The 19,020-nt window shown below is 62.5% G+C and carries 18 protein-coding genes; 8 read left to right on the plus strand and 10 right to left on the minus strand.

The window, feature by feature from the left end; all coding sequences use genetic code 11:
• The first annotated feature begins 556 nt into the window (after positions 1–556).
• Together B0G76_RS29475 and B0G76_RS29480 are read left to right on the plus strand one after the other, a co-directional pair.
• Entirely contained in the window at positions 557–2,113 is a 1,557-nt protein-coding gene (locus B0G76_RS29475; RefSeq protein ID WP_120296905.1) for an AarF/ABC1/UbiB kinase family protein, read from the plus strand.
• 180 nt (positions 2,114–2,293) lie between these two features.
• Positions 2,294–3,166 (plus strand): DMT family transporter, encoded by an 873-nt coding sequence (locus tag B0G76_RS29480; protein WP_120295592.1) that lies wholly within the window; start codon positions 2,294–2,296, stop codon positions 3,164–3,166.
• A gap of 130 nt (positions 3,167–3,296) precedes the next feature.
• On the opposite strand, the gene B0G76_RS29485 is transcribed toward B0G76_RS29480, so the two are convergent.
• Entirely contained in the window at positions 3,297–4,313 is a 1,017-nt protein-coding gene (locus tag B0G76_RS29485) for a L,D-transpeptidase (RefSeq protein WP_120295593.1), read from the minus strand.
• Positions 4,314–4,728: 415 nt separating this feature from the next.
• On the opposite strand from B0G76_RS29485, the gene nadE reads away from it, so the two are divergent.
• On the plus strand, positions 4,729–5,589 hold the full coding sequence (gene nadE / locus B0G76_RS29490; RefSeq protein WP_120295594.1) for an ammonia-dependent NAD(+) synthetase: 861 nt from the start codon (positions 4,729–4,731) through the stop codon (positions 5,587–5,589).
• A gap of 129 nt (positions 5,590–5,718) precedes the next feature.
• Here the strand turns inward: nadE and B0G76_RS29495 are convergent, their stop codons facing one another.
• The 6 genes from B0G76_RS29495 to B0G76_RS29520 form a co-directional block, all read right to left on the minus strand.
• Positions 5,719–5,988, minus strand: a complete 270-nt coding sequence (locus B0G76_RS29495; RefSeq protein WP_120295595.1) for an RNA-binding protein — start codon at positions 5,986–5,988, stop codon at positions 5,719–5,721.
• Between the two features lie 5 nt (positions 5,989–5,993).
• Positions 5,994–6,140, minus strand: a complete 147-nt coding sequence (locus B0G76_RS43045; protein ID WP_183082172.1) for a hypothetical protein — start codon at positions 6,138–6,140, stop codon at positions 5,994–5,996.
• 277 nt (positions 6,141–6,417) lie between these two features.
• Positions 6,418–6,768 carry a hypothetical protein gene (locus B0G76_RS29500; protein ID WP_120295596.1) on the minus strand — a complete coding sequence of 117 codons (351 nt, stop codon included), beginning with the start codon at positions 6,766–6,768 and terminating at the stop codon, positions 6,418–6,420.
• An 88-nt stretch (positions 6,769–6,856) separates the two neighbouring features.
• Positions 6,857–7,528, minus strand: coding sequence for a hypothetical protein (locus B0G76_RS29505; protein WP_120295597.1), 672 nt, complete (start codon positions 7,526–7,528; stop codon positions 6,857–6,859).
• A gap of 249 nt (positions 7,529–7,777) precedes the next feature.
• The gene (locus B0G76_RS29515) at positions 7,778–9,439 is read right to left on the minus strand and encodes a S10 family peptidase (protein ID WP_120295599.1); all 1,662 of its coding nucleotides are present in this window, start codon (positions 9,437–9,439) and stop codon (positions 7,778–7,780) included.
• A gap of 188 nt (positions 9,440–9,627) precedes the next feature.
• A complete protein-coding gene (locus B0G76_RS29520; RefSeq protein ID WP_120295600.1) occupies positions 9,628–11,181 on the minus strand; it encodes a protease pro-enzyme activation domain-containing protein in 1,554 nt (517 codons plus the stop codon).
• 306 nt (positions 11,182–11,487) lie between these two features.
• Here B0G76_RS29520 and B0G76_RS29525 point away from each other — a divergent pair, with 306 nt between their 5' ends.
• On the plus strand, positions 11,488–11,997 hold the full coding sequence (locus tag B0G76_RS29525; protein ID WP_120296906.1) for a DUF1993 family protein: 510 nt from the start codon (positions 11,488–11,490) through the stop codon (positions 11,995–11,997).
• Positions 11,998–12,012: 15 nt separating this feature from the next.
• Here B0G76_RS29525 and B0G76_RS29530 read toward each other — a convergent pair whose 3' ends face one another.
• On the minus strand, positions 12,013–12,333 hold the full coding sequence (locus B0G76_RS29530) for a YnfA family protein (RefSeq protein ID WP_120296907.1): 321 nt from the start codon (positions 12,331–12,333) through the stop codon (positions 12,013–12,015).
• A gap of 200 nt (positions 12,334–12,533) precedes the next feature.
• Positions 12,534–13,163: a LysE family translocator gene (locus B0G76_RS29535; RefSeq protein ID WP_120295601.1), complete on the minus strand. Its 630-nt coding sequence runs from the start codon at positions 13,161–13,163 to the stop codon at positions 12,534–12,536.
• A gap of 154 nt (positions 13,164–13,317) precedes the next feature.
• On the opposite strand from B0G76_RS29535, the gene B0G76_RS29540 reads away from it, so the two are divergent.
• A complete protein-coding gene (locus B0G76_RS29540) occupies positions 13,318–13,785 on the plus strand; it encodes an Lrp/AsnC family transcriptional regulator (protein ID WP_120295602.1) in 468 nt (155 codons plus the stop codon).
• Between the two features lie 65 nt (positions 13,786–13,850).
• Positions 13,851–14,084: a hypothetical protein gene (locus B0G76_RS29545; RefSeq protein WP_120295603.1), complete on the plus strand. Its 234-nt coding sequence runs from the start codon at positions 13,851–13,853 to the stop codon at positions 14,082–14,084.
• A gap of 257 nt (positions 14,085–14,341) precedes the next feature.
• On the opposite strand, the gene B0G76_RS29550 is transcribed toward B0G76_RS29545, so the two are convergent.
• On the minus strand, positions 14,342–15,895 hold the full coding sequence (locus B0G76_RS29550; protein WP_120295604.1) for a carbohydrate porin: 1,554 nt from the start codon (positions 15,893–15,895) through the stop codon (positions 14,342–14,344).
• Between the two features lie 1,092 nt (positions 15,896–16,987).
• Here B0G76_RS29550 and B0G76_RS42590 point away from each other — a divergent pair.
• Together B0G76_RS42590 and B0G76_RS29570 are read left to right on the plus strand one after the other, a co-directional pair.
• Positions 16,988–17,167 carry a hypothetical protein gene (locus B0G76_RS42590; RefSeq protein ID WP_147394103.1) on the plus strand — a complete coding sequence of 60 codons (180 nt, stop codon included), beginning with the start codon at positions 16,988–16,990 and terminating at the stop codon, positions 17,165–17,167.
• A gap of 136 nt (positions 17,168–17,303) precedes the next feature.
• Complete coding sequence (locus B0G76_RS29570; RefSeq protein WP_120295608.1) at positions 17,304–18,971, plus strand: NRAMP family divalent metal transporter; 1,668 nt, start codon at positions 17,304–17,306, stop codon at positions 18,969–18,971.
• Positions 18,972–19,020: the final 49 nt, after the last annotated feature.

The raw sequence follows: 19,020 nt of genomic DNA on the forward strand, positions 1-19,020 counted from the left end.
CTCGCGCCCCGGAAGCTGCATACCGCCTGCCTTACGACAGTATCGCTAGCCGAATCAATATTACGGCCCGGCGACTGCGCCGGCCCCAGTTTCGGCACAGTAACCGTTAGCACGCCGTTCTCGAACTTTGCCAGCGTGCGGTGCCCCCGTTCCGAAGCATGGGTATCGTACGCATGAAGGTCCGGCACGCGCGCTCAAGGCGGCAACAGCCATCCTCTTCACATCCTGCTTTTTTTCGCCGCGCTACACGACCGCCCCATCCTCGGCGCTCACGCTCGGGCGTCTGTCCACTGCTGACGCTTTAGCCAGCGCGCGAAGCCTGGGCGTAGGTTTTGCAATGGAAGCCTGTGAGCTAAAGGGTTGACGTTGTTCTTCGAGCATCTGTTGAGGGCCGGAAGCCGGCACACTTGGGTTTCGCCATGGGTGAAAGGCCGGCGTATTGTATTACGCGCGGCGCGGGGATGCTCCTTCTGGCGCGCTTACCTGCTAACCTGAGCGCCTTGGCCGCGCACGCCGACTTCAGTCGATGCCGCGTGGTCCGTCAACCGAACTGCCGATGCCGCCACTGTTTCGCCGTTTACTGCTGCTGTTCCACGCGTTGCGTTACGGCGCGCGCCTGATCTGGCTCGCCGCCCCGTCCGACCACAAACTGCACTGGATGATCGAGCTGGTCAGCCGCGTGCATGCGTCCGGGCGCGCCGAGCGTCTGCATGGCGTACTGCCCGCGCTCGGGCCGCTCGCGAGCCGCTTCGCGCAGACCCTGGCTGAACGGCCCGAACTCGCGACCGGCACCCTGCACGACGCCATCGACGCGATCGATCACCTCGAAACCTCGCTGCCGCCGCAGGAATCCGAACAGGCCCTGGCACGCGCATTCGGCCGGCCGCTCGCCATGATTTTCAGCGCGGTCGATCTGGTGCCGGTGCGCAGCGGCTTTGCCGAACAGACGCACTTCGCGCGGCTCATCGAGCCGGTCAAGGGCCATCATGAAGTGGCCATCAAGCTGGTGCGCGCCGATCAGTTGCAACAGATCGGCGACGAACTCGCGCTTCTACGCTGGGTCGCGCGCTGGATGGAGAAATTCTCCGGCTCGGCCCGCCGCCTGCAAGTGCGTGCGCTGGCGCAAACCTTCACCGACGACATCCTGCGCCGCTTCGATCTGCGCGCCGAAGCCGCCAATCTGAGCCAGACCGGCCATCATTTCGACGGCGACGCGCGCATCGTCGTGCCGGACGTGATCTGGGATCTGTGCACCAACCACACGCTGACGATGCAACGCGTGAGCACCCTGCCCGCAAGCGACCTGCCCGGCCTGCACGCGCATCGCATCAAGCTCGCGCCGCTGGCCGCGCATATCGTCGAGGTGGTGACTGAGCAGGCCTTCGAGCACGGCTTCTTTCACGCGACGCTCGATGCGCGCCGTGTGCGCGTGAGCGTCGAGGCGGACACGCTCGGGCGCCTGGTGCTGGCGGAGTTTTCGATCATGTCGAGCCTGTCGACCGGCGAGCGCGAATTCTTCGTGCACGGCGCGACCGCGTTGTTCAACCAGGACTACGGCCGGCTTGCCGAACTGCATCGCGGTGCCGGGCACGTGCCGCACGACACGCGCGCGGAGATGCTCGAAGCCGAGTTGCGCACGCGCGCCGAAGCGCACTTCGCAGCCGAGCCGGAAGACCGCTCGGCGGGTTCGCTGTTTCATCATCTGCTCCACGCGGTGCATCCGTTCGACGGCGCCGTCTCCGGCCGTCTCGCCACCGCGCAGCGCTCGTTCCAGCAGGCTGAGATGCTGGCGCGCGCGCTGCATCCGGGCGTGGATACGTGGAATGTCGCACGCAATGTGCTGGCGGGCATTGCGCGGCGCGACATGGATCACCGCGGCTGGATCAAACGCATTTCGCGCGAGTTGCCGCATTTGGCGCATATGCTGCCGCGCGTGCCGCAACTGGCCGTGCGCTACCTGCAGCATGAGCACGATCGCGCCCGCACGCCGCAGCAGAATGCGCAGCTGTTGCAGGATATCAACCGGGAATATCGGCGTACGCGGGTGCTGCTGTGGGCATGCGCCGTGTGCGGTGGAGTGCTCGGCGCGGGGACGGTGTTGTTGATGTGGTGATAAGGTGAACGCGCCGACGTTGTGATCCAGGCTTGGTGATGTCCGCCCGGTGAAGTCGAAGGGGCTGCAGGTCGAGGTTCGGGCCATCCGCCTTCAACACTCTTTCGCGATTGCAGCTTCGAACAAGACGCGTATCGCGTGTCCCGGCAAGATGGCGGCTTTTCACGTCACCGGTCTTCGATGCTCGCTTCCTCAATTGCTGCTTTATTCGTTGTGTTGTGGTCGACCGGCTTCGTGGTCGCCCGGGCGATCACACCCTATGCCGATCCCAATTTGTTCCTGCTGGCGCGCTTTAGCGGCACCGCGCTGATCTTCGCCTTTGCCGCGCTCGCCACGCGCGCCGCGTGGCCGACCGGCCGCGATCTCGGCAAGCACCTGCTCGCGGGCGCGTTGCTGCAAGGGGTTTATCTCGGCGCGGGATACTGGGCCGTCGCGCAGGGTTTGAGCGCCGGTGTGATGGCCTTGCTCGGCGCGCTCCAGCCGCTCGCAACGGCTGCTGTCGCAGCGCCGCTGTTTGGCGAGCGCCTGTCGCGGCGCGGCTGGGCCGGTATGGCGCTCGGTCTCGCCGGCGTCGTGCTGGTCCTCGAACCGAAACTTGCTGCGGCCGCGCCATCCACCCCGCATGGCGTCGCGCCGCCGTGGCTCGTCGTGTTCATTTCGATCGTCGCGGTCGGCGCGATCACCGCGGGCACGCTGTTTCAGAAGACATCGCTGGCGAAGGCGGATATCCGAAGTGCAAGTGCGGTGCAGAATTTCGGCGCGGCGGTGATTGCGGCGATTCTTGCGCTGGCGCTCGGGGAGCATCGCTGGATTGCATCGGCCACTTTGTGGGGGTCGCTTGCGTGGGGCATCGTGATGCTGTCGGGAATCAGCGTCACCTTGCTGGTGTGGATGGTCAGGCGCGGTGATGCTGCGCGCGCCACCGCGCTGATGTTTCTCGCCCCGCCGCTCGCCGCGCTCGAAGGGTATGCCGGCTTCGGTGAAACGCTGCTGCCGGTGCAGATCGCAGGATTTGCGGTGGCGCTGGTGGGTGTGCTGCTGGCGCGGTCGTGAAGGGTCGATCGGCGCACACCGATCTGCGTCGTTCAATGCGCGTTCGTCACACGCTCCGGGTGGGTGGGTCTCGCGAACGTGGTCAGCCCGAATTCCGTTCGGCGCCCTGGCCCACCTGTCGACCCGCGGATCAATCCGCCGTATCGGCGCCGGCCGGCACTTTTGCGCGCACCTTGCTGCCCGGGCCCGGAGCCCAGGCCGGGCGGCTCTTGCGCGCCGAATCCACCACAACGATATAGCGCCCCGCCCATGGGGTCACCTGGCGATCGCTTTTCAACACCCACAGCGATCTGCCGGAATCGACGAGCGCCGCATATTCGGCGTCGAGAATGCCGTAGTGGTCGATAAATGCATTGAGCGACGCGGGAATCCGGACGCAGCCTTTCGAATGACGAATCCCGAGCAGCGGCTCGAGCCGGTCCGGGTCGGTGGCGTGCATCTGGAAACGCATCTGCGACATGCCGCCCTTACCCCAGCCCCGTTCGCCCTGGGCCCAGCCGAGATCGAAGATCCGCATGTCGCGCTTGCCGTAGCCGCGGATGTGGTTCTCGTTCAGCGTGCCTTCGGAGCGGAAATCCATATTGGACGGCGTATGTTCGAACACGCCGAGCGGTGTGATGAAGTGGTCGAACTCGCCGGGCCGGCCCGTTGAAACCGGCGACGCGCCGATCATCTGCCAGCTATCGGACGGGGTTGCCCGGAAATAAATGAACAACGCCTGAACGTTGGCGTTGCGATCCACCATCACAACATACTCGCCCGACAGATCGCCGAGCATGTGCTCGCCCAGCGCAGTTTGCAGGCGGTCGGCATAGGCGCGCTGCTCGGCGGCCGGCACCTTCAGCCGACGCGTCACGTCTTGCGCGAACACCTCCCGCAACACGAACGCGTGACGCGGGTCAACCACGCCGGCTGCGTCGGGCGCGGCAACGGACGACGCGTCGAGGGCGCTCGCCGGGCGATGCGTTGCCTGGGATGCCGATGCCCGGGTGGACGCAGAACCTGAAGCTGAAGCCGCGGCCGGACCCGATGCCGCGATAGCGACGCTACATGACACCGCGCAAAAACCCGCCCCCATCGCGCGCGCCAGATAGCGTGCTGAACGAACTGCGCGCGCGGAACGCGGTACAGAGAGTAAATCCGACATACGCACTACTTCGCTTCGACGATCTACCGATGCGGAAGTACTGTGGTCCGGTGCAGGCGGACCAGGCCGATTGGGGTAGTTCATCGCGTATTTGAGCAAACCTGATTATTATTGACTGCCCGCCAGCTCATGCGGCGCCCGGAACGAGGATGTTACTAAGCACATTGGCATCTGTCGATGCAGAATCGGCCAATTCACCCATATCGTTGTATTGGCCTTCAATATTTAACGATCTGTGCGGCGGTTTAAAGGCAGCGCAAAGTGAATTTAACGCCCATATTCCCGATAAAATCGCGAAACCAATTTGTCACATCAGGCTCGCAGAACTGTCCCGTTCGTACGCCCGCCGCTCGTGCAATCCGCGCAAGCGTTCATGGTTGACACTCACGCTACTGCATACGGAGAAAAGAGGAACATGACGCAACAGGACCCAGCCGCACACCAGGCAAGCATTGCCGTGGAAATGCACGTCGCCGCCGAGTTCGACGCCGCACAGGAAATCGAGCGCCGGGTCGATTTCCTGGCGAATTATTTGCGTAGCAGCGGCCTGAAAACCTACGTGCTCGGCATTAGCGGCGGCGTCGATTCAACTACCGCCGGGCGGCTTGCGCAACTCGCGGTCGAACGGCTGCGCAACGAACACTACGACGCGCGTTTCGTCGCGGTCCGATTGCCGTACGGCGTGCAAAAAGATGAGGCCGACGCGCAGCAAGCCTTGAGTTTTATTCGCGCGGACGAAAATCTCACCATCGATATCAAACCTGCAGCCGACGCAATGCTCGCCGCGTTGAATAACAGCGGCGTGCAATTTAACGGCGACGCGCAGCAGGATTTCGTCCACGGCAATATCAAGGCGCGGCAGCGAATGATTGCGCAATATGCGGTAGCCGGCGCGCGGGCCGGCGTGGTAATCGGCACGGACCACGCGGCCGAATCGGTGATGGGATTTTTCACGAAGTTCGGCGACGGTGGCGCCGATGTGCTGCCGCTCACCGGCCTGAACAAGCGTCGTGTGCGAGCACTGTCGAAAGCCTTGGGCGCACCTGAAACGCTGACGCACAAAGTGCCGACCGCCGACCTGGAAATGTTGCGCCCACTGCGGCCGGACGAGGACGCGTACGGCATCCCTTACGACGAAATCGACGACTTTCTGGAAGGCAAACCCGTTAGCGACGCCGCGCGTGGGATCGTCTTACGCTTCTACGATGCCACGCAGCACAAGCGGGCGTTGCCCTACACACCGTTCGATTGGCCGGTGAAGACAGACGGGGAATGAGAAAAGGAAGGTAACAACCGGAATGTGCGGGGAGGATGCGTGTTGGCAATGCGCCAGACGCAGTGCGTTCTCCCTCACTGGACGCATTCGAAGCACTTGAAGCATTCGGCACGCGCAGCTACGACAGGCTCAATGAGCAGGCGGAGACTCGTCGTCGCTGAATAGATCCGCGCTGGCCTCGAGCGCCAATCCACCCAAATGCTTGCCGTGAATCTGCCGCGCGATCACCTCGCCCACGTACGGCACGTCCGCGTCCAACTCCACCGTGGCGTAGGCACTGGGTTTCCCAGCGTCGACCACCTCGACATTTTTCGCGTAATGGCCAAGCTCACGCTTGAGGAATTCCCGCACTTCCTGCTCGCTGCACGATTCCGCGATATTGCGCACGATCAGGTTCATGCCGCCTACCCTCTGCGCGCGCTACGATCCGCGCCATGCACCCGCACCGGGCGCAGTGCTGCACGCTGTTTCGCCTGAGCCGCCGCGAGTTGGCGGATCAATGCTGCGCCGGCCGCAGCCAAAGCAGCCAATGACAGATAGAAGGCAATCATTTAAATCTCCCCTTCGAAATTCGTCCTGTTTTCAGGATAGCCACAATCGACAACAAAAGCGATGCGACACAATGTCGTAAAAACGGACTTTAAAACTTCCGTTAATGCACTGTACCTGAATAAGCAGCCGTAAAAATAGCAAAACACATGTTCATTCAGTGGTGCAGACCCGGCATGCGCGCCAGACGCGGACGCTGGACGCAAAACCGGGTCGCGACACGCATCGCCGCCGGCATCCTGCGGGGGACGTGCGCAAAGGGCGGGCTGATCGTCGGGATCAGTCCGCCGCTTGCACGTTGGCGGCACTCACCCACCACGCATTCTTGCCTTCCGGCACGTGAACCAGCACGGCGGACGGATCGTCGACGCCGTCGTCGGCGATTTCACACACCGCCAAACCGTCCGGCAGGCGTTTCACTTCGCCGGTCGCCTGGAACAACGCGACGCGCTGCGCGTTCAACGGCCGCAGTTGTTGATAGACGTCAAAACTGATTGCCCCGGGCACGTCGCCGCGAATCCGCAGCGAGTCGGCGCTGCCGCAGCGCACGGGTTCAGCAGCAAGCGCCGCAGCGCTGCCGAGCAGACAGCCCAAACTGAGCGCCAGTGCGGCGAGGCGTGAATGGATCATGGCGATTCTCCGAGAATAAGTTGGGGCGAAGCACTACCAGCGCGGCGTGAATGAGCAACCCGGTCAATGCAGACGGAGGCAGGCGGGCTCACGGCGCGCTATCGCGACTATCGCGACCGTCGCCTCGTCCGATGCTGTCGCCGGTCGCGACATCGAGACGACTCACGTCGCAAGACGTTTGGCTGAAGCCCGAATACACCACAGACCAGTTACCGACAATCGCGGCTTGCGCCTCCGCGAGGCTCAACTTCCCTTCGCAAACGCAGCGTTTGAGCATGACCGCGGCGCGCGCCTTGCGACGCTCGCCTTGCTGCCCTGCCCACGGCAGAAGATCGAGATTGGAGGGTGCATTCGGCGAGCCGCCGAGCACAATGGGCACACGCCTGTCCAGCGCGAAAGCCGGACCGTTGCCGGCATCGATGCCGCGCGCGGCAAGCATGCGGTCTTTGTGTGCCATCAACTCATCGAACGGCGGTGCGACCGTGTCCGCATAGCCGGGGCGGCAAATCGTTTCGCCGACTGACTCCTGCGTGACGCGCTCGTCGAGCATTGCCGATTCCTGTGCCCAGACTTGACCGACGCGCAGTGCGAGTAACGCGGCAAAGCCGAGCAGGATCGCAAAACGCACCTTGCGGGCGGGACGCGCGGCGCCGCACCGGCGCACGAGCGTCGACGGATTTGCCGGAATCGGCGGATAGGTACTGCCGGTTGCGTCGCTGAAATGGATGATGCGACGCCTGTCTGCCATGCCTGCGTTCATTCGTCGGCGCGCCGGCTGCGGCGCGCAGTAGTTTAATTCGCAGACTAATTAAAACACATTCAATATCCCTGCGCGATAAAGGTGCACTTGCGCAGGTCCGGAACGATGCATCCAGATGCGCTCGCAGTTGCCTGCCGGCGCGGTCTTGTCGTACACGAATGCACGTTGCAAGACCGCGCCGAACCCCAGGACAAAGAAAACGCCGCTGCCTGCGAAGCCGCTCGCGCACCGCTCCACAAGCAAGTTACGTCAGTCGGGTCTCGCCACCCGGGCCTGCAAGGCGCGGATACGCCCAAGCGCCTGGATATTGGACACCGTCGCATCATACATCCTGGCGAGATCCGCTTTGAGCGCGGTACGCGAGCCACCGTCGAGATAGACCATATGCCCCGACGGATAAAAACGCGCCGACAGGTTCTGCCGGACCTGCTGGCTGACAAGCGGCATTTGCTGCAAGTCGAGCACGGTCTGATAGAACGGCGTGACGTAGTCGAAGAAACCGTTCGCGGAGAGCACCTTCAGGTCAGGATTGAGCGCCATCACCGCAGCAAGATCGCCGGCGGTGTACAGAATGATGTTGCCCTTCGCGTCGAGCCCCTTCTGCGCGCCAGTCGGATCGATATGGCCGAAGTCCCAAAACTGGAATGCCTGATCGTTGAGGTCCGTGAACGCCGAATTCGACGTGTATTTCAACTGCTCGTTCAGATACACGTTCCACATCGTCGTGTAGACGCCGGTCACCGCCGTCATGGTCGGATCGTTGCCACCGGAATTCGGATCGATCTTGCCGGCGATGCCGGTGTTGATCGCCGTCACGCGGCCGTCGTACTCGCCGAGCGCGAGGCCCTGTGCTTTCAGCAACGTGGTCAGGAACAGCGAATTACCACGGCTGTCGTACGACGCGATATCCAGACTCCAGGCGAGCAAGGTAGTTTTGTCGATACCGGTGTATTCGCTGAGTTTTTCGACCGTTGCGGAATCCGTGGTCGGAAACTTGCGCAGCGCCGCCAGATAGTCGGTGCGCGCGAATTGCGCCACTTCTTCGGCAAACGTGCCGAGGTCGGTCGGCCGCGGCGCAATGCCGAGCTTCTTGTGATACCACGCGTCCGCGGCGGTCGTGGGCAACGCGCCGACCGGGTTGCCGGCTTGCGTGTAGTCGAGAATGGACGATTGCAGCGTGATGCCGTTCAGATCGACGCCGTCTTCATGCAGCCGGTACGCCAGCACGCAACTGCGCGCCGTGCCGTACGACTCGCCGAACAGGTACTTCGGCGAATTCCAGCGATTGTTTTTGGTGAGAAAGCGCTTGATGAACTGCTTGATCGAGTCCGCGTCCTGGTCGACACCCCAGAAGTCGCGATTCTTTTTCGGCGCGATCGCCGCCGAGTAGCCGGTGCCGACCGGATTGATGAAGATGAGGTCGCTCTTGTCGAGCAGACTATCCGGGTTGTCTTCCATCGAGTACGGCGCCGGCGGCGTAAAGCCCGGCATCGACGTCTTGATGCGGCGCGGCGCGAACGAGCCCAGCAGGACGAACACCGAAGACGAACCTGGGCCGCCGTTGTAGAAGAAAGTCACCGGGCGGGTTTCCTCCTTCTGATTGTCCTGCGTGAACGCGACGTAGAACATTTTGGCTTCGGGCTGCGAGCTGCTCGGGTCGACGATCACGAGGTGACCCGCGGTTGCCGTGTAGTTGATCTTCTGGCCGCCGATCGTGGTTGAGTGGTGCGTAATCGCGGCCGTCTCCGTGATATCGGTGACGGAATCGTCCGGCCCGTTGCCGTACGCAACCGGATCGAAGAACGGCTGATCGCCTGCTTTGTGCGACGCCCCGGCGGCGGCCGCTGCGGGCGAAGCATGCGAGTTGTGTGACGACTGCGGACTAACGGAAGCTGACTCGGTGTTCGTCATGATCGCTCCATGGTTCGTTAACGTCTTGATGTGTCTTGTGCGTCCTGCGTTGCCTGCGTCTCCTGAGGCCATGCACCGTAGCGTCTGCGGCTTGAACGTGGCGCACTGTGGAATGAGCGCGGACGGCGGTGAACGCCTGAACTGACGATCAGCCAGGCGTCGCCCGAAACGTTCCGCGACTTTTCAGACTATAGTGCCGCCGACACCTTCTGACCATTGGGACTGCCGAGTCCCGTGCACGCATCCCAGCCCGGCGACGCGGCGAAGCTGCCGTTGTTGCCCTGCGTGATGTCATTGCACGCGCCCGGCGCCTTGTACAGCTTCGGGTTGATGAAACCGGCCGGTTGTCCCTTGACCGCGTTGATCCGCGCGATCAGCGCCGCCCACAGCGGTGCAACCGCACTAGTGCCGCCGACCACCGTCTGCGTGCCGTCGATCAATACGCTATAGCCGGTGATGGGCGACGCATCGCCGGCCACGTCCGGCACGCCGCGCCCGCTGAGCGGCGTGCTGGCGCCGCTCGACGAAGTGGACGACAAGCCTTGTTGCCACACCGGGACCGGAAAGGCCCGGCTCACGCCACCACCGCCCGCGCCGCCCTGTGCGCCATCGTTCCACACGACTTCAGAGAACGAGGTGCCCGACGCGGTCAGACTCGTGCCGCCGCATGCCAGCACATAAGGGCTCGACGCCGGGAAGTCGACCTGATCGCCGCCGGAACCGTCGCTCGAACCGCTATCGCCCGACGCCGCGCAGACAGTCACACCCAGGGCCGCGGCCGTTTGCAGCAGGCTGTTGAATGCTTGCAACGACTGGCTGGTCCAGTTCGACTCCGGGCCGCCCCAACTGATCGAGATCACCGAGGGTTTGTTGGTCGTGTCATGAATAGCGCGGCTCACCGCGTCGATAAAACCGGCGTCGCTGTTCTGCGTGAAATAGACTGCGATCGTCGCGCCAGGCACGATCGCACCGACGATTTCGATGTCGAGCGTGACCTCGCCGTCGGGCCCGTTCGGGTCGCCGCTCGGTTGGTTGCTGCCCTGATCGACACCGACCGATTTCACCTTCGGTGAAGCAACGCCAAGGCTCGCAAAATAACTCGTCAGGTCGGACGTGTTGTACCCACCGCCGAGTTCGATGATGCCTACGCATTCGCCGCTGCCGTCGCCTTGCGGAAACTGATACAGCGACGCGAGCTGTGGCGGCGTGAAGGACGTCTGATGCGCTCTAGCCGGCTGGAACGGCGGCCGGATGCGAAAGTGCGGCCGCGCCTGAGGCCGGTTATCGAGCCCGAGCACGGCTTGCACGACGCCGTGCAGATCGTCCGGCACGCTGATCGTACCGGTGCGGCCGCGGAACTGGCCCGCCGCGTGATGCTGGTAATGTTCCAGCTTGACGCCGAACGCGGCCTGGAACTGCGCGATCGTGCCACCCAGCAATACCTGGCGCGCGGCCGGATCTTCCCGCACCACCGTCAAGCCGTGTGCAGCGGCAAAGGCTTTGACCTTGGCAATGTCGTCCGGCGCGGCGCCATAATCTTTTGCAAATGCCTCACGCGAAAGCGGTTTGACGCTCGGGTCGCCCGCGTCGATCTTGCTCATCAGTGCGTCGAACTGCGCCTGCCGCTGACGGCGCAGTATCACGAAAACCTCGATCCGTTCTGCCGGATCGCATTGCCCAACGACCGTCGAACCTTGCTCTGCCTTTCGCTCGCTTCCCGGCAGCGGTTGTCTATTGACCATGATGTCGATTCTCCTGTGACCGTGACGGCGCGCGGCGCAAGGTAGACCCCGCGCACGATACGCACCTGCACGAACTCGCCGCCATGCCATCAGCGGCGGATTACTGTTTCAAGGACTTCGCCAAACCGTCCGACCTATGCATTCGAACACAGTTCCAGCGTGTGCGGCAGTTGTCCGAATGGCTAACGCCGGATTGGAGCGATGCGCATCGCGCAGCACCCGCGCTATGATGCTGAAGCGGCAATCCAGCCGTTGCAGCTGCTCGCGCGCCGCCCGCGCGCACGATCGAAGAATCAGAGGAACCCCATGTCAATTTCGATGTATCAAGCGTCATTGCCCGTGCTGGTGCGCGGCATGACCAACCTGCAAGTCATCCTCGGCAAGGCCGAGGCGCATGCTGCCGAGAGACAGATCGATCCCTCCGTGTTCACGAACGCCCGGCTAGCGCCGGACATGCTGCCGCTGATGCGCCAGGTCTGGATCGTGAGCGACACGGCGAAGGGCTGCGCCGCGCGTCTGGCTGGCGTCGAAGCGCCGAAGTACGAAGACGTGGAACAGACCTTCGACGAACTCGATGCCCGCCTTCAAAAGACGATTGATTATCTGAAGGAATTCAATGCGCAACAGATCGACGGATCGGAAGACCGTCCGATCACGCTGAAAATGCGCAGCGGCCCGATCGAGTTCACGGGGTTGTCATATCTGCTCGGTTTCGTGTTGCCGAACTTCTATTTTCACGTCACGACGGCGTACGACATTCTGCGTCACAACGGCGTCGAGCTTGGCAAGCTCGACTATCTCGGCGGCATCAAGTAAGAAGGCGTAATGGCATCAACCGCGTGGCTGGAACGCGATGATTGCCATGCCGGCCAGTGTGAATGCCACGCCCGCTGCGTCCCACAGCGTGGGGCGCACTTTGTCGACGCACCATAACCACGCGATCGCCACCGCCACATACACACCGCCGTAAGCCGCATACACGCGGCCTGCGGCGGTGCCGTGCAGCGTCAGCAGCCAGGCGAACAACGCGAGGCTGAGCGCACCGGGAACCAGCAGCCAGATGGAGCCGCCCTCCTTCAGCCAACGCCAGGGCAAATAGCACCCGATGATTTCGGCCATGGCGGTCACGACATAAAGCAGGAACGTTTTCATCGACAGATAGGGAAGCGAGTGGTTGTCTGGCCGCGGGACCATGCACGGCTTGCGCGCAGATAGTCCGTCGACTTTATTAACACACTCACCTGGCGCGCGGGCATGACACGTGCGGCGGCTGTCGCATCGGGTCCCTATTCACGCTACCTGTCATGCACGCCGCGTCACCCCGTATCGACATCCGCGAATTCGGCGGCCAGTTAGTCCAGCGAGAGCCGCAACGCAAAGCCGATCAGCGCCGCCGAGAAAGTCCAACGCTGCAGTGTCTGCGCGAGAGGATGCGCCCGCATCCAGCCGGCGATGCGCGCCGCGCCGATCGCATACATGGCGTCGAAACACGCGCCGACCGCGAGCAGGACCAGACCCAGTTCGACCATCTGCAGTGCAACCGGTCCGGCCGCGGGACGCACGAACTGCGGCAACAGCACGGAGCAGAACAGCAGCGCTTTCGGGTTCAGCAGATTGGTCAGCAGGCCCTTCACGAAAGCGGCACGCAGCGGCTGCGATTCGACACCCGCCACACCGCCTTCAGGCAACGCGAATACGGGTGAGCGGAAGATCTGGATGCCGACCCACGCGAGATAAACCGCACCGCCGTAACGCACCACGTCGTACAGCCAGGGCGCACTGCGCAGCAGCGCCGCCACCCCGCATGCCGACAGCGTGACGTGCGTTGCACGCGCCACGCCCAGGCCGCCCGCCGCCGCAAAGCCACTGCGCACGCCACGTCCGATGCTGGTCTGCAGAACCAGCGCCATGTCGGGTCCAGGCACGGCGTAGACCACAAACAGCGCAGCGATATAGACGATCAGAAGGTGTGCGGAAATCATGGAAGCCTCTTGTTTTTAAGGGCTCTATCTTGCTATTGTCGGCGGAGGGTTTGCTGGCGAAATGCAAGGGTATGAGCTTCGTCTTTGGAGGAATGCGCTAACATTCTGCCTTTGATCCAAGTTTTCCGCCAACACACACTAACCCCGTTAAACCATGGCAACCGACCTCGATAAAACAGACCGCGCGATCCTCGCCGCGCTGCAGAACGACGGCCGCATGTCGAATGCACGGCTGGCCGAGATGGTCGGCCTGAGCGAGACGCCTTGCGCCCGCCGCCTCAAGCGCCTTGAAAACGACGGCTATATCGACCAGTACCGCGCGATGCTTTCGCGCTCCGCCCTCGGCCTCGGCGTGGTCGCGTTCGTCTACGTCCGGTTTGCCGTGCACGACCGCGCGGTGGCCACCCGTTTCGAACGCGAAGTGCAGGCAATCCCGCGGATTCTGGCGTGCCACAACGTGTCGGGAAGCGCCGACTACATCCTGCAGGTGGTCGCGCACGATCTCGACGACTACGGCACCTTCATGCGCGACGAGATGCGCAGCCTGCCGGGCGTGACGTCGGTGGAATCGGCCTTGTCGCTGCGGGAAGTCAAGGCTAACGGCGGGCTGCCGCTGTCCTGAACGCGGACGTGGCATAGTCACGCATTTGATACGGCGCGAGCTGACCACACGAGCACGGAGTTTTCATGGATCACGACAAGGCGAGAGCCGAAGAAACAGCCGCGATGGAGCGCGTATTGACCGCAACCACGCGGGTAAAAGCGGCCTTCGCGTCGCTGCAGTCGCAATTCCCGCCGGCCGGCACCGGCCAGCCTTCGCAGTTCGCGCTGCAAACGTTCGACGCCGCGTTGCAGGAGCTCGAAGATGCGCAAGCCGCATTCGACGAAATACTCGGCGATCTGCTTGACGGCAATCGTTGAGTGGCATAGCTGGTCTCTTCACTGCGTAGCTGCAGCGTAGTACGCGAGCGATGGCCGTCTTTGGTTTCCACCGGAACGGTCGTCGCGTTATTCGGTGGTGGCAGCTGGACTTGACCGTTAGTTGCGTATTAGCGCCCTGGACCTGGACGTACCACAAGGCCGGATGGCCCACCACTCGCCCTGCCGGGTCTCGGGTACTTCAACGCACGACTGCATCCAGACGCGCGTTGAAGCACATGAAGCCCACCGCCCACCACTCAAAAAAGAATATTGGTCCGCAACCCGACGATCGCTTCATTACCAACGCGTTGTGACGGATTGCCCGGATCGGGAATACCGCCTGCCGGACGGAACACATATTGGAAGTCCGCCTGCAACTGCCACCACGGTGCGACCTGATACTGGTAGGTCGCCTCGACGACAGTCTCGGCGCTGCGCGACGGATAACCCGGCGTCGTCAGCGCGGCGGTATCGCTTGCGAGCCCTTGAGCATGCGAGCCGATCTTCGCGTAGCCGACGGCCAATCCGGCAACGTCGTTGTCGCGCCCTTTGAACGGCGCTTTGAGCGTCACACCTGCATTCACGCCCAGGTCCACAAGATTGCGATCGCCCGGCGCGCCCATGACTCTCGCGAAAACGCCCACCGACTGCGGGCTGTCCCCGCCCCGTTGCCAGACCGTCTGATCGGCAACCGCGTAGAAGCTGTAGTCGCCCCGATGATTCGCCGGTACACCGCTGCTCGCCGGGTTCGCCAGCGACAAACCGGCACGATCGAAACGCGGGTCCGCGAAATTTTGCGTGTTGTACCAGAAGCCGAGTTTGTAGACGCCTGGCAGCCCGCTTGCCTGCGAACCCGGCGAGTTCGCCGCGGGCGGGTTGATTGCATACTGCACTTCCCCGATGAACAACGCGCCGCCACGCAGATTGAAATTCGTGCCGTGGCGGTTCTGTTGCTGCGGGTCGCCCGTATCGCTGCCGGCCGGATTGCCGTCGAAGACGCCGGCCATCACGGTCCATGCATCCGAAGGCCTGGCGCGCAACCGCACACCCAGTGACGACAATGGATAAGCGGGACCGCCCGCAGGCATGTCGACCGACGGCAACACAGGCCAGCCGAACGTCGCGTTGATGAACGGCGTCGCGAACTGGCTCACCATGAATTCCTGGTCGAGACTCTGTTGCCCGACCTTCACGTCGACCTTTCCGCCGATCAGGGATTGCTGATACCAGAGCTCCCACAGCCGCGTCGTGTCGTCGGCCTCGATGCCGCTCGCGCTTTGCAGGGTCAGCAGATTCCGCTGGCTCAGATTACTGCCGTGAATCTGCAACGCCGATACATTGAACGCGCCGCCCGGCAATCCCAGCGCTTTTTCCGTATCGACGACGATACCGAACTGGGTGAGTCCATCGTCAGCACCGCCCCGTTTAGCGCCGCCCGTCAGGTTGTTCAGATACTCGCCGGTTTCCTGCAGATTGAAGGTCACCCCGTAGTTACCGAGCCAGGGGCGCAGCCCGCCCATATCGCCGGGCAGATTCGAGCGTTCCCAGAGCCCGGTGGGCGCGGCAGGTGTCTGTTCAGCGGAGGAAGCCTGAACTCCGGCAGGCGTCTGATCCAAGGCCGGCGTCTGATCCGCTACCGGCGTCTGGGCCAGCACGGAGGGCGCTACCCCGAACGACAACAGGAAAGTCAGACCGAGGGGGCCGTCCGACTTCCACCACCCGGTTTTTGCAGGGTCTTTCTGCGCGAAACAAGGTTGGGCGCTGCGCACGCGACGCGCCAACGAACGATACGAAGACGATTTGACGAACATAAGCTCACTCCCATCGGGCCCGGCCACGCCGGGCGATGTATGACGACGTGACCGTGCCTCGCAAACGATGCGATAACGATCAAACAGAGGGAGCGTGCAACTGGCAGACCGACAGAAACCGGTCACTGAAGAAGCGCGCTAACCCGAACGGAGCGAGTTAGCGGCGAAGGAGTCATCCTGCAGCTAACTCGCGGATATTGCGCCGGCGTAGGCCGGCATCGGACTTCCACTACTAGAGCATGTGTCCACGAGGGACTCCTGTTGCTGAGACGGGCGGATTGTATTCGGCACACTTATAAAATCGCAAGTAAAAACCGCATAAAAGTGATCGCACTCCGAATTTACGGCCGCACTTTCGGCAGACACCTACCTGGCTTATTCACTGCTGCGCCTGCGCCCTTCCCCACCTGTCTTTCCTGTCATTTCTGAAAGACTCCGCTCCCTTAGCGACCACGAAACGTATTGCCCCCCACATAAAAAAAGAATATTTGCTTCGCTTAACGAAGCATGTTGACTTCTGCTTGCGGGAGTGCATAAAATTCGCCCGTCACCACAAACGGGGCCATTGCCTTGGACACCAGCAGTAGTCGATCTTCGAACAGTTTCACTGCCTGACCGGCCCGACGTCCGCGCTCTCTTTTCTCAGCCGCCGTCTTGCCAGCAGGCAGACGGTGCGCGCCGTAGCAACTCTCTCCGTGCACCTTAACTAGCGCCATTCGGCCGCGCAGTGCTTACGCACGTCCTGCATCCGCGCAACCGTATGGCATCGTGTCGCGAGCCTCCGCTCGCGGCAGCGCTCGCTCACGCCGGTTCGATCCGTTCGAACGCCGGCGCGACCGGGCGCGTGGATAAACGCGTGCTTATTCGACGCAAACAAGCGACGCCGATAAGCAACGCCGATAAGCAACACCGTTAAGGAGTCGCCATGCCAGACAGTGACAGTTATCCCTTATGCCGCTCAATTGCCACGCAATTTTTGTTTTGCCTGAGGAAAGCGAGTAGACCTTCGCCGCCGCGCGCATAGTGCGGGTCGCGCTCCGTGTCTGCTGGCTTTCCGCAAACCGCGTAAAGCCATACGCCCGGAGAAAAATCATGTACATCGCCGTCCTCGTACCGACCCTGCAGCAAACGCATATCCACAGCGACGCTGCACTCGCGCTTCACAGCATCAAGCCGCACTGGCTCGCCACGTCCTGGCACCGCGTCAAAGCGTTGCTCTCGGACCCGGCTTCGAAGTTAGCTTCGGACTCAGCTTCGGACTCAGTTTCATAACGACTCACTACCGGCACCCGCACGCCTTCGCGATCCGCATGCACCGCCGTCGCTCGATCCGATTCGACGACATTCGCGCAGCGGATCCCGAAGACGCGCCACTGCATTCAAACCACATCGACTCAGGCGGCTAAAAATGTCCACTCCAATTAACGTCTCACCACCACGCAGCGCCGTTCTCGACAAAGCCCATCTCGGCGACATCAAAGGCGCGCTCGGCACCATTGCCCATCACGACACCGCACCTCGCAATAACTGGTGGGCCCGCATCCGAACGCTGCTCGCGATCCTCGGACCCGGCCTCATTGTGATGGTCGGCGACAACGATGCCGGCGCTTTCGGCACTTACACGCAGGCGGGACAGAACTACGGAACCACCTTGCTGTGGACCATGCTGCTGCTCGTGCCCGTTCTCTTCGTCAATCAGGAAATGGTGCTGCGCCTCGGCGCCGTGACCGGGGTCGGCCATGCCCGGCTGATCTTCGAGCGCTTCGGCAAGTTCTGGGGGGCATTCAGCGTTGTCGACCTGTTCATCCTGAACGCGCTCACCATCGTGACCGAGTTCATCGGCATCACGTTCGTGCTGGATTTCTTCGGCATTTCGAAAGTGGCCGGAGTCTGCATTGCCGCCGCAGTGACGATGGCCGCGGTCAGTACGGGCAATTTCCGGCGTTTCGAGCGCTTCGCGGTCGTGCTCTGTCTGTTGAGCCTGTTGCTCGTGCCCGTGCTCGTGTCGATTCATCCGCCGGTCAGCCAGATCGCGCACGATTTCGTGATTCCGAACTGGCCCGCCAATTCGAAACTCAGCGATGTGATGCTGCTCGTGATCGGTATTGTCGGCACCACCGTCGCGCCGTGGCAGCTGTTTTTCCAGCAGAGCTATATCGTGGACAAACGCATCACGCCGCGCTTCATGAAGTATGAGAAAGCTGACCTGTGGATCGGCATCATCTTCGTGATGATCGGTGCCGTGGCCATGATCTCGTTCTGCGCGGCACTCTACGCAGGCAAGCCCGAGTTCGGCAATTTCACGGATGCGGGCGGCGTGATCGCGGGCCTGGAGAAATATGCGGGACGCACACCCGCGGTTCTCTTCGCGGTCGCGCTGCTCGACGCCTGCATCATCGGCGCGGCCGCCGTCTCGCTGTCCACCGCGTATGCAATCGGCGACGTGTTCAAGATTCGCCACTCGCTGCATCGCGGCGTGACGGATGCGAAAGGCTTCTATCTCGTCTACTTCGGCATTGTCGCGGCCGCGGCGGCGCTGGTATTGATTCCCGGCAGCCCGCTCGGTCTTCTGACTGAAGCCGTGCAGACGCTCGCGGGCGTGCTGCTTCCGAGCGCGACGGTGTTCCTGCTGCTGTTGTGCAACGATCGCGCCGTCCTCGGTCCGTGGGTGAATTCGAAGAAGCTCAACGTCTTTACAGGCGCAGTTGTCTGGGTGCTCGTCATGCTCTCCATCATCCTCACTGCATCGGTGATGTATCCGGACATTACCGGCGAAGCGATTATTGAAGTGCTGGCCGGCGGCACGCTACTGGCTGTAGTCGGCTACGCCGCAACCGTGACGGTGCGCAGGCTGCGGCTCGCAGAGGGGGACGCTACGGTTACCGCGGTTACCGATGGCGAGCAACAGTTTTCGAAAGAAGCCCGCAATACGTGGCGCATGCCGCCCCTCGAAGAATTGCCTGCACCGCAACTGACCCTGTCCAAACGCGTCTGGATGGGGGTGTTGCGCGGCTATCTGATTGTGGCAGTCGCACTCGTTGTCGTGAAGGTCGTGCAGATGACGTTGCTGCATTAAGCGGTACTGCCCGCCCGCTCCCCGACGTTTCGGCGAGCGGCGGGCAAAC

Origin of the sequence: Paraburkholderia sp. BL23I1N1 (assembly GCF_003610295.1) — a bacterium.
In the GTDB taxonomy this organism is placed as follows: Bacteria; Pseudomonadota; Gammaproteobacteria; order Burkholderiales; family Burkholderiaceae; genus Paraburkholderia.

Coding starts and splice junctions, on each gene's coding strand:
- B0G76_RS29475 (WP_120296905.1), top strand. CDS start 557: ATGCCGCCACTGTTTCGCCGTTTACTGCTGCTGTTCCACGCGTTGCGT.
- B0G76_RS29480 (WP_120295592.1), top strand. CDS start 2,294: ATGCTCGCTTCCTCAATTGCTGCTTTATTCGTTGTGTTGTGGTCGACC.
- B0G76_RS29485 (WP_120295593.1), bottom strand. CDS start 4,313: ATGTCGGATTTACTCTCTGTACCGCGTTCCGCGCGCGCAGTTCGTTCA.
- nadE (WP_120295594.1), top strand. CDS start 4,729: ATGACGCAACAGGACCCAGCCGCACACCAGGCAAGCATTGCCGTGGAA.
- B0G76_RS29495 (WP_120295595.1), bottom strand. CDS start 5,988: ATGAACCTGATCGTGCGCAATATCGCGGAATCGTGCAGCGAGCAGGAA.
- B0G76_RS43045 (WP_183082172.1), bottom strand. CDS start 6,140: ATGATTGCCTTCTATCTGTCATTGGCTGCTTTGGCTGCGGCCGGCGCA.
- B0G76_RS29500 (WP_120295596.1), bottom strand. CDS start 6,768: ATGATCCATTCACGCCTCGCCGCACTGGCGCTCAGTTTGGGCTGTCTG.
- B0G76_RS29505 (WP_120295597.1), bottom strand. CDS start 7,528: ATGAACGCAGGCATGGCAGACAGGCGTCGCATCATCCATTTCAGCGAC.
- B0G76_RS29515 (WP_120295599.1), bottom strand. CDS start 9,439: ATGACGAACACCGAGTCAGCTTCCGTTAGTCCGCAGTCGTCACACAAC.
- B0G76_RS29520 (WP_120295600.1), bottom strand. CDS start 11,181: ATGGTCAATAGACAACCGCTGCCGGGAAGCGAGCGAAAGGCAGAGCAA.
- B0G76_RS29525 (WP_120296906.1), top strand. CDS start 11,488: ATGTCAATTTCGATGTATCAAGCGTCATTGCCCGTGCTGGTGCGCGGC.
- B0G76_RS29530 (WP_120296907.1), bottom strand. CDS start 12,333: ATGAAAACGTTCCTGCTTTATGTCGTGACCGCCATGGCCGAAATCATC.
- B0G76_RS29535 (WP_120295601.1), bottom strand. CDS start 13,163: ATGATTTCCGCACACCTTCTGATCGTCTATATCGCTGCGCTGTTTGTG.
- B0G76_RS29540 (WP_120295602.1), top strand. CDS start 13,318: ATGGCAACCGACCTCGATAAAACAGACCGCGCGATCCTCGCCGCGCTG.
- B0G76_RS29545 (WP_120295603.1), top strand. CDS start 13,851: ATGGATCACGACAAGGCGAGAGCCGAAGAAACAGCCGCGATGGAGCGC.
- B0G76_RS29550 (WP_120295604.1), bottom strand. CDS start 15,895: ATGTTCGTCAAATCGTCTTCGTATCGTTCGTTGGCGCGTCGCGTGCGC.
- B0G76_RS42590 (WP_147394103.1), top strand. CDS start 16,988: ATGTACATCGCCGTCCTCGTACCGACCCTGCAGCAAACGCATATCCAC.
- B0G76_RS29570 (WP_120295608.1), top strand. CDS start 17,304: ATGTCCACTCCAATTAACGTCTCACCACCACGCAGCGCCGTTCTCGAC.